Source organism: Flavobacterium sp. AC105 (assembly GCF_979258495.1).
The window spans coordinates 1702208-1717478 of the sequence record NZ_OZ409860.1 but is presented as its reverse complement, the minus strand read 5'-3'; the positions used below and the strand labels follow the sequence as shown (position 1 = coordinate 1717478).

Below are 15271 nucleotides of genomic sequence, written 5' to 3'. Positions count from 1 at the left end.
ACCACTAAAAGAAATTATAAAACGCAAACCCTGGTTAGGATGGTTCATGTTTGGTATTACAATGCTAGTTGTATTTATGCTGGGCTTATTGGTCAATAGTGTAATGGAGCGTCGTACAGAAGCTTTATTTGTAAATAGAGTCCTGGCTCCTGTTGGCGAATTTGAATCAAAAAATGAAGTTTGGGGCGCAAATTATCCCCGAGAATTTCAAACGTATTATCAAACTGCCGATACTACTTTTTCGAGTATGTATGGCGGTGGAAAAATGAGGGATATGCTTCATGAAGATCCCAGAATGGTGATACTTTGGGCCGGTTATGCTTTTTCTAAAGATTATAATCAGGGTCGACGGACATTTTTATGCTATCGAAGATATTCAGAATACGTTAAGAACCGGATCTCCAAAAGGCCCACAAGACGGACCTCAGCCTTCGAGCTGCTGGGTTTGTAAATCTCCGGATGTGCCCCGTATGATGGACAAATTGGGTATAGATGAATTTTACAAACAAACCTGGGCGGCTTTAGGATCAGATATTGTAAACCCAATTGGATGTGCAGATTGCCACGATTCTAAAACTATGAACCTCAAAATTACACGTCCGGCTTTAATTGAAGCTTTTAAAGAACAAGGGAAAGATATTACCAAAGCTACTCACAACGAAATGAGATCATTAGTTTGCGCGCAATGTCACGTGGAATATTATTTTGATAAGAAATCTGTTGAAGGCGCAGCGAAAGTAAAATTTCCATGGAAAAATGGAATGACCGTTGAAGATATGGAGAAATATTATGATGCTATTGCCTTTTCTGATTTTACGCATGCATTGAGTAAAGCACCAATTTTAAAGGCACAACATCCGGATTATGAAATTCACCAAATGGGAATTCACGGACAAAGAGGTGTTTCGTGTGCCGATTGCCATATGCCGTATAAAAGTGAAGGCGGACAAAAATTTACCGACCATAAAATACAATCTCCGCTTAATAACGTAGCAAATTCATGTCAGGTTTGCCATCGTGAAGAAGAAAAAACGCTGGTTGCGAATGTAAATGAACGTCAGCAGAAGATTCATCAGATTCGCATTGAGCTGGAAGATCAATTGGTGAAAGCGCATTTAGAAGCAAAATTAGCCTGGGAAAAAGGAGCAACAGAAGCTCAAATGAAAAATATCCTGCAATTAATTCGCCAGTCGCAATGGCGCTGGGATTTTACTGCGGCATCTCATGGAGGATCTTTTCATGCTCCGCTGGAAACTGCAAGAGTTATCACCAATGGTTTAAACAAAGCTGCCGAAGCCAGAATTGGTCTGAGCAAAGTATTGGCTTCATTAGGACAAACTGCTCCTATGCAGTATCCTGATATTTCGACCAAAGAAAAAGCGCAAAAATTCATTGGTCTGGATATGGACAAAGAAAAAGCCAATAAAGCCGAATTCAAAAAAACGGTTTTACCAAAATGGTTAGAAGAAGCCAAGAAAAAAGGATTGCTGTATTCAGCTCAACAATAACAAATGACTTTCGAGAGGGTTCTTACAGGTTTTGAATAACTTTATGAAACCCTCTTTTAAGTTATACGTTTTAAACTAGTCAGAATGAGAGTCGTAAATTTAGAGAAAGATAAAACGAAAAGGAAACTTTGGCAATATCCGTGGGATTATAAAGAATCCTTTATAATTGCTTTAGGATTATTACTAACTGGTTATTTATTGCAAATAGTTACACGAACAAGTATTAAAGCGATTAGCGCTCCTGCAAATTATACTATTGGGGCAGTATTTATTGTCATGTTGCTTTTATTGCATTTTACCAGCAGAACGGATCCGTGGGTAAAATGGCTGAGATCTGTACCGGCGTCAGTTAGTGCCATTGTTTTGGTTTTGATACAGGCTGTTATTATGGGAACACTGCCCCAGCAAAATTTTGTTGAAGGCATAAAACCGGATTTATTCGGGTTTTCGTTTGTATTGTCGAGTTGGCCGTTTATTATCGCACAATTGTATTTTCTGATTACGCTTGGTCTTGCAACACTCAATAGAATGTTTCCATGGCAATGGAAAAACTGGGGATTTATTCTCAATCATCTTGGACTTTTTATTGCGATGACTGCGGGAATTTTAGGCAGCGGTGATTTGCAGCGTTATACAATGAATTTATACGAAAATCAATTGGTTTGGGGTGCTGAAAATGAAAAAGGAACTAGTATACAAATGCCAATTGCTTTTGAGTTGACAAGCTTTGATATGGAAACTTTTGCCCCGAAACTTGCCTTTGCCGATATCACAAATAACAGCATTGAAACCAAAGGCGTAAATGCATTAAGAATGATTAGTAAAGGCGATAGTTATGATTATAAAGGGTATAAAATTAAAATCATTCATTATCTCGAAAACAGCAAATTTACAGGTAATGGGTATTTTCAGGTAAATGAAGAAGGCGCTGCACCTGCTGCCTTGGTCGAAGTAAAATCGGCAACAATAGATACAACTGCATGGATTAGCTGTGGAAGTTTTGCAACTGAATATTCGTATTTACAATTAAATAAAAAGGAAGCAATTGTAATGTTACAGCCAGAAGCAAAGAAATACAGTTCGCATGTAAATGTTTTTGTTAAAGATGGTAAAAACGACAAAACAGTCATAGAGGTCAATAAACCCTATCAGGTAAACGGATGGAAAGTATATCAATTAAGTTATGATGAAAAGTTTGGAAAATGGTCTAAATTAAGCGTCATAGAATTGGTTCGTGATCCTTGGCTTCCTGTTGTTTACTGCGGAATTTTCATGATGATAATGGGTTCTTTTTACCTGATTTTTAAAGGAAAAGGAACTGTCGTTTAAAACCATTTTTCGGAATAAAAAGAATATTGAAATCATAAAAAATAAAAGTTTTTTGAAATGAATTATTGGATCTATTTTCCTAATTACGCTATTGCAGCCATTATGTCCTGGGCAATCTGTATGTTTTTTCAATTGCTGAAAGGTACTCGTGAAAAAACATATCCTGCACTCCTATTTGCCACATTTGGAGCTTTATCCATGATTGTATTTACTTATAATTTATGGCAGCATTTAGGTCGGCCTCCTATGCGGACTCTTGGTGAAACCAGACTTTGGTATGCGGTATTTTTACCCGTTATTGGTATAATAACCTATGCAAGATGGAAATACAAATGGCTATTGAACTATAGTTTAGTCATGGCAGGCGTATTTTTAATCATCAATTATTTTAATCCTGATACTTATAACAAAGCATTAATGCCTGCTTTGCAAAGTATCTGGTTTGTACCTCATGTTCTGGTTTACATATTTTCGTATGCTTTGCTTGCCGTCTCATCGATTGTAGCATGTTACGGATTATATAAATATTACACAGGAACTTATAGAGATACAGTTTTAGAACTGGCAAATAATTTAGTATATGTTGGTTTTGGTTTTCTTTCGCTAGGTTTATTATTTGGTGCTTTATGGGCAAAAGAAGCCTGGGGACATTACTGGACCTGGGATCCTAAAGAAACCTGGGCGATGCTTACCTGGTTAGGATATTTAATTTACATACACATGCGTTACCGTTATCCGGATAGCATTAAGCCGGTTTTAATAACTCTAGCATTGGCATTTATAATATTATTACTTTGTTGGTTTGGTGTCAATTATATGCCTTCTGCAGCACAAAGTGTTCATACTTATTCGAATACGTAAATTAATTTAAATTAAATTTAAAAGGAACTTCATGATAAGGATGCAGTTCCTTTTTTTTGTTTCTGATTAAAAAAAAAATCGTCTTCTTTTCGCGTGTTAATTTCTTCAAATCAAATTTAAAATCGATTTTTTTCTATCCATAAAAACTTCATTTAAATGCTAAATTGGTGTTTACTAGACGTTTTTATCCTTATTTTATAATTAACAAGTAGTTGAAACCAATGAAAACAAGTATAAAATACTACATTTTATCCCTTCATTTAAAAATATTTTTAACATTTGATTTATTACTCAAAAACAAAACAATTATCTGTATATCAATATTTTAAATACATAAATTAATGATCTGAAAAACTCAAAATGCATCATTTAAAAAAAAACTTAAACAAATTTTTGGATTTTATTATATTAAAATTAACTTTGTCTATAGGATTAGTAGAGTTTAAAATAGTATTTGAAACCAAAAAAACTAAATTTTGAAAACAACCGCAAGCATATCGTATAACATTCTTTCTGAAAACTATACTTATAACACTTTATGTTATATGTGTTTCTGTTGCTAATTCCCACCACAATTTATTCGTCATCTGATTTTCTTATTTAACACATCAGATTTAAAAATCGAATCTCTTATAAATACACCAATTACTTAATATTGAAATTAACAAAAGTCTGTTTAATGCATTATTTGTATTAAACAAGATACTTAAAACTATACCTGTAAATTAAAAAATGACTAATAACTAAAATAAAACTAAAATGAAAAAGATGCAAACCTATTGCTGTAAATAAAAAAAGCCATTTCTGCGGCAACAGAAATGGCGAGGCTTAAAGAACATTTATCACTAAATCAAGAACACCATTAGAGAGTTGAAAATTCAACTTTCAGGGCGCCTTGTTAATTACTTAAAACCAATACAAAGAAATGAAAAAAATATTAAACATATACTCATTGCTTTTTCTCCTGTTATTATCGGCAGGAATTAATGCCCAAAATACCACACCGCTTATACAATCGAAACTGGACGGAACAGTTGTAGATGATGTTACCAATCAACCCATTATTGGAGCTTCTGTAGTAATTAAAGGTACTACTCACGGAGTTCAGACTGACGCAGAAGGAAAATTTTATTTTCAAACCGGACAAAAATTTCCATATACTTTAATAATAAGTTACATTGGATATAAAAAAGCAGAAATCGTAGTTGATAAAAATCCAATTACGATTAACTTAAAAGAAGAACGTCAGGAATTAGACGAACTTGTAGTTGTAGGTTACGGTTCTCAAAAGAGAAAAGACATTACAGGTTCTGTAGCCTCTGTTCCTAAAGCTAATTTATCTCAGGTAACCTCATCTGCAGATAATTTATTAAGAGGTGCTGTTGCCGGAGTGGTAGTTACACAAAGTTCCGGACGTCCGGGAGCATCTTCAAGCGTTCGTATTAGAGGAGGAAACTCAATCACAGCCGGAAACGAACCGCTTTATGTAGTAGACGGTGTTTTGATTTACAATGACAATAATAATAGTACTGCAGGTGTATCTTTTGGAGGTGCAACTACCAACGTACTTTCTACCATTAATCCGGGTGATATTGAATCTATCGAAGTATTAAAAGATGCTTCGGCAACTGCAATCTACGGATCTCGTGGTGCAAATGGTGTTGTCATTATTACGACTAAAAAAGGTGTTAAAGGGCAAGATAATATTTCGTACCAGGGTTATTTTGGCGTACAATCCGTTTCAAAAAAGCTGAATATAATGAATGCTTCGCAATGGGCAAGTTTGCGCAACGATGTGCAGGCAAGTATTGGACAGGCGCCTTCTTTTACTGCAGCTCAGATAGAAGCTTTTAAAACTTCCGGAAGTTATGACTGGCAGGATGCGCTTTTTAGAACTGCTGCTCCGGTACAAAATCATCAATTGACCTTTTCTGGCGGAGATGATCGTTCCAGATATGCCGTTTCTGCAGGATATTTTGATCAGCAAGGAGTTTTAATCGGGTCTGATTTCAAACGTATTTCGCTTCGTGCCAATTATGAAAGAAACTATTCAGAAGCTTTTAAATTTGGTGTAAATGTCAACTACAGCAACTCCACAACAAATGGTATTGGTACAAATGGCGGCGCAAGTTCCGGAAGACAGCCAAACCCAATTGTTAGTGCTTTATTAATAGCTCCGGTAGTTCCTATTAAAAATCCTGACGGAAGTTATAATGTAACCAATAACCCTTACGCAACTTCGGTTAATGGTTTTGTTCCAAACCCTATTAATGATTTGGTAAATACAATCAACGAAACCAAACTGAACAGAATTTTAACCAGCTTATTTGGTGAATATAAAATCACTAAAAAATTAGTGGCTAAAGTTGCTGTCAGCGGCGATGTTATCAATACAAAACAAAACTATTATGCTCCGGCAAATACAACAAACGGCGCCGGAACTAAAGGTTTGGCATCCGTTGGGGACAGAATTGTAAGTTCAGTTTTAGATGAAAACACGTTGAACTACAACACTAATTTTGGAGACGATCATAAGTTCTCTGTTTTAGGAGGATACACACTTCAATATACTAAAGGTGAAGTCGTAAATGCCGGTGCACAAACTTTTGTGAATGATGCCAATGAATATAACGCTTTGCAGGATGGTGTTGCAGTAAAACCGTATAGCGATGCATTCGAAAGCGTTTTAAAATCATGGTTAACAAGAGTAAACTATTCATATAAAGGAAAATACAACTTTACACTTTCCGGACGTGCGGATGGTTCTTCACGATTTGGTTCAAAATCACTTTGGGGTTATTTTCCATCAGCAGGTTTTTCATGGAATATTACAGATGAAGAATTTGCGAATAACATAAAAGGTGTAACCGAAGCTAAACTTAGAATTACGGCTGGAACAACAGGAAACCAGGAAATTGGCAATTACCTTTCTTTAGCGCAAATGGGTTCTGTAAACTATTCTTTTGGAGGAACATTATACACAGGATTAGCTCCTACCCGATTGTCAAATCCGGATTTGAAATGGGAAAAAACCAATCAATATAATGTTGGTTTAGACTTATCATTATTAGACAGAAAAATAAATTTTGTATTTGATGTGTATTACAAAAAAACAAACGATTTGCTTATAAGCGTTCCGGTTCCGCTTACTTCAGGATATGCTTCTGTTCTTCAGAATATTGGAGGTGTTGAAAATAAAGGTATTGAGATTGGCTTGAATACAGAAAATGTAAAAACAGAAAACTTCTCCTGGAATTCTAATTTTGTTTTCTCTGCCAATAAAAACAAAGTAGTTTCGATAGGAAATGGAGTTGATCAGTTTTTTCCGGTAGTTCCAAACGGATCTTTATTGCAGCAACAGCCCGTAACTGTAAAAGTAGGATTGCCATTAGGAACTTTCTGGGGATACAGAACCGCAGGTATTTTCCAGACGCAGGAAGAAGTGAATACACAGCCAAAAATAAACAGTTTGGCCAATACTAAAGTTGGGGACAGAAAATATGTTGATACGAACGGAGACGGTGTAATTACAGCACTTGACAAAGGAAATCTTGGAAGTTCTCAGCCAAAATTTGTTGGAAGTTTCAGCAACACGATTTCGTATCATGATTTTGATTTGAACTTTTCTTTCCAGGGATCTTATGGCGGAAAAATATTCAATGCTTTGAACCAACAATTAGAAATTTCTACACTTGGTACAAACGCTGCGTCAACTCTTAACGACCGCTGGACACCAACAAATCCAAGCAACGAAATCCCAAGAGCATCAAGTTCTCCTCTGGGAATTGTTTCTGAGCGTTATGTAGAAGATGCTTCTTTCTTAAGATTAAAACTGATCACGCTTGGATATACTTTACCTAAAAGTGTTTCTAAAAAACTGGGAACAAAAAGTATCAAATTCTATGTATCAGCCGAAAATCTGATTACATGGACCAAATACACCGGATTTGATCCAGAGGTAAGCTCTTATGAACAAAATAACTTATACCCGGGAATTGATTTTGGTTCTTATCCAAATGCAAGAACATTCATTTCTGGCCTGAACGTAACTTTCTAAGTAAAAAATACATACAATGAAAAAGATTATAATAACAATCATACTAAGCGCCGGTTTATTTTCATCGTGCGCAGACTTAGAGGTAACACCAACCTCTTTTGTAACCGAAGACAATTTTTTTAACACGCAAGACGATGCAACTGCGAGTGTAAATGCCGTATATGCTTCTTTGAGTTTAGATCCGGGAGAACAAAGTTTATTCGGAAGAAATTTATATTTCCTTACCGATATGGGATCTGATTATGCATCGGCAGGAGTTTCGGCAACTAATCCTCAGGTAAGAGCCTTGAGCAGTTTGACTCACGATGCCACTAATGACCGTGTTCAGGTAGCTTGGCGCCAAATTTACACTGGAATAAACAGAGCCAATGTTTCTATTGATAATATTCCGAAAGTAACCGGTAACGAAACGGTGAAAACCAGATTAATCAACGAAGCAAAATTCATCAGAGCATTATTGTATTTCCAGGCAGTTCGTCTCTGGGGCGGAGTTCCAATTGTTTTACACGAACCTACTTCTATTGAATTAGAAAGTTTGAAAGCCAACAGAGCAACTGTTGATGAAGTATATACACAAATTATTTCAGACTTAAATGCTGCCGAAAACCTGCCTGCAACTTATGGTGCCGCTGATGCCGGACGTGCTACATCCGGAGCCGCAAAAGCAATTTTGGCAAAAGTTTATCTGACCCGAAAAGATTGGCCAAATGCAATCTTAAAAGCAAGAGAAGTTATTAATGGTGGTTACGGTTATGCATTGTTTGAAAACTTTCAGGATATTTTTACTAAAACAAAAAAGAACGGAAAAGAACATATTTTCTCTGTACAATTTGAGCCAAATCAAGCCGGAAACGGATCAAGCGGAAATAATTTTCAAGGCACTTCATTCACAGGATTTACGGCTACAGAACCAGCAGATATTATCTCTGACGTAGCTTTATTTTATGATATTTATGCTCCGGGAGATGTTCGAAGAGATGTTAGTTATAAAAAACAATTATTGACTCCAACAACCGGAACGCTTTATACTTTTCCCAAACCAATTTTCAGCAAATATCTTGACCTGAACAATTTAGCAACACCAGGAAACGTGTCGATCAATTTCCCGATCATTCGTTATGCAGATATTTTATTGTCTTTAGCAGAAGCGATAAATGAGCAGGGAGCGCCAACGCCGGAAGCTTACGAATTGATCAATCAGGTAAGAAGAAGAGCTTTTGCAAAACCAATCGCAACGCCGGATGCATCAGTAGATTTATCAGGATTAACTCAGGTTACTTTTAGAGCGGCCATTCAGGAAGAGCGCAAAAAAGAGTTTGTTCAGGAAGGGCAACGCTGGTTTGACTTGGTACGTTGGGGAACTTTGGTAACCGAAGTGAAAAAAGTAACGGCTAAAAACTCGGTTTCAGAACGTAATAACTTATATCCGATTCCGCAAAGCGAAAGAAATATTGACCCGGTTGGTTTACCACAAAATCCAGGATACGGCAATTAATAAAAGGCTTACACCCAAATAAATAAAATGATTAAAAAACGGTTCATTCTTGCCCTTTTGCTTGTTGCACAATTTCAGCTATTGGCACAGAAAAAGCAACCTAATATCATCGTCATTTTGGCCGATGATTTAGGTTTCTCAGATATTGGTGCTTTTGGCTCAGAAATTAAAACGCCAAACTTAGATAAGCTCGCTAAAAACGGGCTTATTATAAAGCAGTTTTACAATGCCGGGCGTTGCTGTCCTTCCCGCGCTTCATTGCTCACGGGTTTGTATCCGCATCAGGCAGGAGTTGGTGATATGGTTCAGGACAAAGGATTTCCGGCCTATCAGGGATTTTTAAACGAGCATTGTATCACGATTGGGCAAGCACTCAAACAGGCAGGATACAACACGATTGTTTCCGGAAAATGGCACGTTGGTCTTGTACCATCAGCCTGGGCGGTGAATAGAGGGTTTGATGATTCTTTTACGTTACAAAATAACGGAAGCAGTTATTTCAACTCAGAACCTTTGTACAACGACGGTAGAAAAGTTACTTTTTTGAAAGGAGATAAAGAAATTATTCGCAAGGATAGCTCTACTTATCTGACTCAGGAAATAACCAATTTTGCGCTTCATTCTTTAGAAAAACAAAGAAATCAGCAAAAGCCTTTTTTCCTTTATGTGGCTTATAATGCGCCGCATTGGCCCATTCAGGCATTGCCGGAAGATATTGCAAAATACAAAGGCAAATACCTCGAAGGCTGGGATAAATTGAGAGCAAGCCGTTTTAAAAAATTGAAAGAACTAGGCATCATTGATAAAAACTGGGATTTATCCAATCGTTTTGAAAAAGTGCCGGATTGGGAAAAACTAAGTACCGAAGAAAAAGATAAATGGGATACCCGAATGGCAATTTACGCTGCTATGATTGACCGAATGGATGCCGGAATTGGAGAAATCCTGCAGAAAGTAAAGGCTTTGGGAGAAGAAGATAATACAATCGTTCTTTTTCTTTCGGATAATGGAGGAAGTGCCGATGATGTGAAAAACTGGAATTATGTGACACAAAAAAATGGAACACCAGGTTCAGCTGCGTCAATCGATAGTTACGAAAGTCCGTGGGGAAATGTGAGCAATACGCCTTTTCAATTATTCAAAAAGAACACGCACGAAGGCGGTATTGCTTCCGCTTTTATTGCTTATTATCCAAAGCATATTAAGGCAGGAACAGTAAGCAATAGGATAAGTCATGTGATTGATATTTTTCCGACTCTTTTAGAGTATGCCGGTTTTCAATATCCGGATTCTTTTCAGGGAAAAAAACTAACGCCCTTAGAAGGTATTAGTTTAAAAAAGGAATTTGAAGGACAACAATCTGAGGCACATGAAGCTTTGTTTTGGGAACATGAAGGCAGTAAAGCAATACGAAAAGGAGAATGGAAGGCTGTAGCCGAAAACAATCAGCCTTGGGAATTGTACAATCTTGCAACTGACAGAACGGAAACAAAAAACGTAGCAAAACAAGAACCCAAATTACTCCAATCCCTGATTGAATTACATCAGCAATGGTCAGCAAAAGTAGGTGTCGAAGATTGGAATAAAATAAAATAACTCGCTGGGTATAATATTTAAACATAGAAACATAGATTTTATATCTAAAAAGAATGCAAAAAGAAATACATTTCTTTCACATAGTCAACTATGTGCATTTAAACTAAGTGAAACGCCTTTTTGCAGAAGCCAGAGTCTATGTTTCTATTTGTTTAAACATTACACTTAACGAGTTAAAATAGCAGAATTAAACAGTATTACGCATTAAATAACTAAAAATTTAATCTAATGAAAAAGTTTAAAAATAACATTGCAATCAAAAGTCCGCAAAAAGGACTTTTAATTTCTGCGTTACTTCTTGCGCAATTGGGTTTTGCACAAACAAAACCGGAAGAATTTAAAGGAGTTATAGGTAAAACATTAGCCGATTCTAAAGAATATTGGCCGGAACCGGTTACAGCTCCTAAAGGCGCTCCAAATGTGGTTTGGATTATTTTGGATGATGTAGGATATGGAGCTTCGAGCGCTTTTGGAGGTTTGATTGAAACGCCTGTTTTAGAAAGTTTGGCGAATAACGGATTACGGTATACCAATTTTCATACAACAGCCATTTGCGCCCCTACCCGTTCGGCTTTATTGACCGGAAGCAATTCTCATAAAGTGCATGTTGGAGGATTTTCGCACACGATAATGTCTGCAGGATTTCCGGGTTGGGACGGAAGATTGCCTTCTAAAAACGGAACCGTTGCCGAAATTTTACGCGACAAAGGATACAATACTTTTGGCGTAGGTAAATATGGCGTAACGCCTGATGAAGAAGCTACAGATGCCGGACCTTTTGACCATTGGCCAACCGGAAAAGGATTTGAACATTTCTTCGGATTCTTAGGCTCAGCAACAGATCAGTACAAACCGGATTTAATTGAAGATCAAGCGCATATTACGCCTGACGGAAGACATCTTAGCGAACAAATTACCGATAAAGCGATTAACTATATTCAAAAACAGCAAAAAGCAGCACCGGGAAAACCATTCTTTTTATACTATTCTCCGGCAGCCGTTCACGCACCTCATCAGGTAGCTCAAAAATGGAGTGATCCGTATAAAGGAAAATTTGATGATGGCTGGGATGCTTACCGCGAAAAAACACTGGCCAATCAAAAGAAGTTAGGAGTTGTTCCTGCTGATGCTGTTTTGCCGGAACGCAATTCGCTTATCGCCGATTGGAAAAAATTAACACCGGATCAAAAGAAAGTCTATTCAAAATTCATGGAAGTATACGCCGGATATTTGACTTATACAGATTATGAAATAGGAAGATTGGTTAATTATTTAAAAGAAAGCAATCAATTAGAAAATACTGTTGTTTTTGTTTTAATTGGTGATAACGGAGCCAGTAAAGAAGGAACGCTTCAAGGTACTGTTGACAGACTAACGTATGTAAATGGTGATACAGAAGAAAAAGTTTTCCAAAATAACTTAAACCGAATTGGTGAAATTGGAACTCCTCAAACTTATGGAAATTATCCGTTAGGTTGGGCGCAGGCAACAAATACACCTTTTAAATATTGGAAACAAGACGCCAATTCTGAAGGAGGAACACACAATCCGTTAATTGTTTATTATCCAAAAGGGATCAAAACACCCGGAATCAGAACGCAATACAGCCATGTAATTGATATTTTGCCTACAACGCTTGATATTTTGGGAGTTAAAGCACCTGAATCTATTAGAGAAATTAAGCAAGATACTATTCAGGGATATTCGTTTTATAATTCTTTGAATGATGCAAAAGCAATATCAGCACATAAAATTCAGCATTATTACATTTTTGGATCAAGAGCCATTTATAATGACGGTTGGAAAGCCGCTGCGGCACATCATCCCAATTCAATTGAAGTAAAAGAAGCTTTGAATAACAAAACCAATCTTCCGCCAAGTGATTTTGACAAAGATGTTTGGGAATTGTACAACATCAACGAAGACTTCAACGAAAGAAAAGATCTGGCTAAAAAATACCCTGAAAAACTAGCCGAACTAAAAAAACTATTTGATGTTCAGGCCAGGAAAAATAACCTCTATCCTTTGATAGACTGGCAAGATGTTTACCTCAGAAAAATACACAAAACACCAGCCACCGAAGGCAAATCTGCTCAGGAATTATTGACCAAAGCAAACAAATAAAATTTTAGCTAAAAATCATACTAAATCCATAGAACAACCAAAATATTTTAAAAAAGAAATAATGAAAAAATTTAAACTTAACCAAAAAATCAAAAGCCCACAAAAGGGACTTTTGATTACTGCATTGCTTATTGTACAATTGGGCTTTGCACAAGATAAACCAGAGGAATTCAAAGGCGTAATCGGAAAAACATTAGCCGATTCTAAAGAATATTGGCCAGAACCTGTAAAAGCTCCGGCTGGCGCACCAAACGTGGTTTGGATTTTATTAGATGATGTAGGATTTGGAGCTTCAAGCGCTTTTGGAGGTTTGATCGAAACACCTACTTTTGATGCTTTGGCTAATAACGGTTTACGCTATACCAACTTTCATACAACGGCTATTTGCGCGCCAACACGTGCGGCTTTATTAACCGGAAGAAATTCAGGAAGAGTGCATGTTAGCGGTTTCTCCCACACTATTTTATCTGCAGGTTTCCCAGGTTGGGACGGAAAAATTCCAGCTGATAAAGGAACAATTGCCGAGATTTTACGTGAAAACGGTTACAACACTTTTGCCGTTGGTAAATATGGTGTAACGCCGGATGAAGATGCTACAGATGCAGGACCATTTGACAGATGGCCAACCGGAAAAGGTTTCGATCATTTCTATGGTTTCTTAGGTTCGCAAACCGATCAGTACAATCCTGATTTAGTGGAAGATCAGGTTCATATTACGCCAGACGGGCGTCACTTAAACGAATTAATTACCGATAAAGCCATTAGTTATATTCAAAAACAACAAAAAGCCGCACCTGGAAAACCATTTTTCTTGTATTATGCACCGGGAGCAGCGCACGCACCGCATCAGGTAGCTAAAAAATGGAGCGATCCATACAAAGGAAAATTTGATGAAGGCTGGGATGCGTACCGCGAAAAAGTAATTGCAAACCAAAAGAAATTGGGTGTAATTCCCGCAAATGCCGTTTTACCGGAACGCAATCCGTTAATTACAGACTGGAAAAAACTGACTCCGGATCAAAAGAAAGTGTATGCTCGTTTTATGGAAGTTTACGCAGGATTCCTGACGTATACCGATTATGAAGTTGGAAGAGTGGTAAATTATCTAAAAGAAAGCAATCAGTTAGATAATACTGTAATTTTTGTAGCAATTGGAGACAACGGAGCCAGTAAAGAAGGAACTACCGAAGGAACAATTAACCAAAGTTTATTCTCTCAAGGAACTTCTGATGATGAAAACCTAAAGAAAAACTTAGCAAATATTGACGAAATTGGAACCGCAAAAGGGCTGAATACCAATTATCCGTTAGGATGGGCACAGGCTACAAATGTACCTTTCAAAAACTGGAAACAAGACGCACAATCTGAAGGAGGAACACACAATCCGTTGATTGTTTTTTATCCAAAAGGAATTAAAGAAAAAGGCGGAATCAGAAATCAATACAGCCATGTAACCGATTTATTGCCAACAACTTTAGACATTGCCGGAATCAAAGCTCCGGAATATATCAAAAATATAAAACAGGATATTATTCAGGGTTCATCTTTATATGCTTCGCTAAATGACGCTAAAGCGGAATCTTCGCACAAAGTTCAATACTATTATATTTTTGGAAACAGAGCAATCTACAAAGATGGATGGAAAGCCGGAGCAGCACATTTACCAGATTCATTTGCTGTAAAAAAATCATTGGGTAAAGATGAAAAACCTGTCGCAAGCAATTTTGATACTGATGTTTGGGAATTATACAACCTAAACGAAGATTTCAACGAGCGTAACAATCTGGCTAAAAAATATCCTGAAAAATTAGCCGAGCTTAAAAAATTGTTTGATGAACAAGCCAAAGAAAACAACGTTTATCCGCTTATCGACTGGCAAGATGTGTACAACAGAAGAATACACAATTTAGGAGCAGACAAAGGAAAAACGCTTCAGGATTTGGTTAAGCAAGCTTCTAAACCAGGAAGCGCAGGAAGTTCTAACTAATATTGATTCTCAACCTGCAAGGTTTCCAAAACCTTGTAGGTTTAAAATCTACAGCAAAGTTATTTTAGCCTTATAAATTAAAATCATAGTAAAGGTTTTGAAAACCTTGCAGAATCAAAATAAGATGAGGATTATAACATTTTTTTTAAAACAATTAAATAAAACTCGACTAAATCTATAGAATTAGAAGTTTTATTTTTATTTTTACATTTTATTAGCTTAAATATAGCTATCAGAACACGTTAAAGAATTAAAAATATACAACAACACATAAAAAGAAATCATGAAACGAGTAGACTATGAAATAATAGGCA

General features: G+C 36.7%; 7 protein-coding genes and 1 pseudogene. All 8 read left to right on the top strand.

Translation table 11 applies throughout. The features are described 5' to 3' along the window. Positions 1 to 16: 16 nt before the first annotated feature. The 8 genes and pseudogenes from nrfA (at position 17) to ACZ0AH_RS07660 (ending at position 14957) form a co-directional block, all read left to right on the top strand. Positions 17 to 1508: pseudogene (nrfA, locus tag ACZ0AH_RS07695) on the top strand (ammonia-forming cytochrome c nitrite reductase). 84 nt (positions 1509 to 1592) lie between these two features. Further along, the gene (locus ACZ0AH_RS07690; RefSeq protein WP_463475228.1) at positions 1593 to 2837 is read left to right on the top strand and encodes a cytochrome c biogenesis ResB family protein; all 1245 of its coding nucleotides are present in this window, start codon (positions 1593 to 1595) and stop codon (positions 2835 to 2837) included. A gap of 57 nt (positions 2838 to 2894) precedes the next feature. Then, positions 2895 to 3698 (top strand): cytochrome c biogenesis protein, encoded by an 804-nt coding sequence (locus ACZ0AH_RS07685; protein WP_463475227.1) that lies wholly within the window; start codon positions 2895 to 2897, stop codon positions 3696 to 3698. 925 nt (positions 3699 to 4623) lie between these two features. After that, positions 4624 to 7755 carry a SusC/RagA family TonB-linked outer membrane protein gene (locus ACZ0AH_RS07680; RefSeq protein ID WP_463475226.1) on the top strand — a complete coding sequence of 1044 codons (3132 nt, stop codon included), beginning with the start codon at positions 4624 to 4626 and terminating at the stop codon, positions 7753 to 7755. Positions 7756 to 7771: 16 nt separating this feature from the next. Next, on the top strand, positions 7772 to 9250 hold the full coding sequence (locus ACZ0AH_RS07675; RefSeq protein WP_463475225.1) for a RagB/SusD family nutrient uptake outer membrane protein: 1479 nt from the start codon (positions 7772 to 7774) through the stop codon (positions 9248 to 9250). 27 nt (positions 9251 to 9277) lie between these two features. After that, positions 9278 to 10846 carry an arylsulfatase gene (locus ACZ0AH_RS07670; RefSeq protein WP_463475224.1) on the top strand — a complete coding sequence of 523 codons (1569 nt, stop codon included), beginning with the start codon at positions 9278 to 9280 and terminating at the stop codon, positions 10844 to 10846. Positions 10847 to 11074: 228 nt separating this feature from the next. Further along, positions 11075 to 12970, top strand: coding sequence for an arylsulfatase (locus ACZ0AH_RS07665; RefSeq protein WP_463475223.1), 1896 nt, complete (start codon positions 11075 to 11077; stop codon positions 12968 to 12970). A gap of 61 nt (positions 12971 to 13031) precedes the next feature. Continuing rightward, positions 13032 to 14957, top strand: a complete 1926-nt coding sequence (locus ACZ0AH_RS07660; RefSeq protein ID WP_463475222.1) for an arylsulfatase — start codon at positions 13032 to 13034, stop codon at positions 14955 to 14957. Positions 14958 to 15271 lie beyond the last annotated feature (314 nt).

Bases quoted from the DNA above. Each gene is read 5' to 3' on its own strand.
- ACZ0AH_RS07675 (WP_463475225.1), top strand. From the start codon at position 7,772: ATGAAAAAGATTATAATAACAATCATACTAAGCGCCGGTTTATTTTCA.
- ACZ0AH_RS07680 (WP_463475226.1), top strand. From the start codon at position 4,624: ATGAAAAAAATATTAAACATATACTCATTGCTTTTTCTCCTGTTATTA.
- ACZ0AH_RS07660 (WP_463475222.1), top strand. From the start codon at position 13,032: ATGAAAAAATTTAAACTTAACCAAAAAATCAAAAGCCCACAAAAGGGA.
- ACZ0AH_RS07665 (WP_463475223.1), top strand. From the start codon at position 11,075: ATGAAAAAGTTTAAAAATAACATTGCAATCAAAAGTCCGCAAAAAGGA.
- ACZ0AH_RS07690 (WP_463475228.1), top strand. From the start codon at position 1,593: ATGAGAGTCGTAAATTTAGAGAAAGATAAAACGAAAAGGAAACTTTGG.
- ACZ0AH_RS07685 (WP_463475227.1), top strand. From the start codon at position 2,895: ATGAATTATTGGATCTATTTTCCTAATTACGCTATTGCAGCCATTATG.
- ACZ0AH_RS07670 (WP_463475224.1), top strand. From the start codon at position 9,278: ATGATTAAAAAACGGTTCATTCTTGCCCTTTTGCTTGTTGCACAATTT.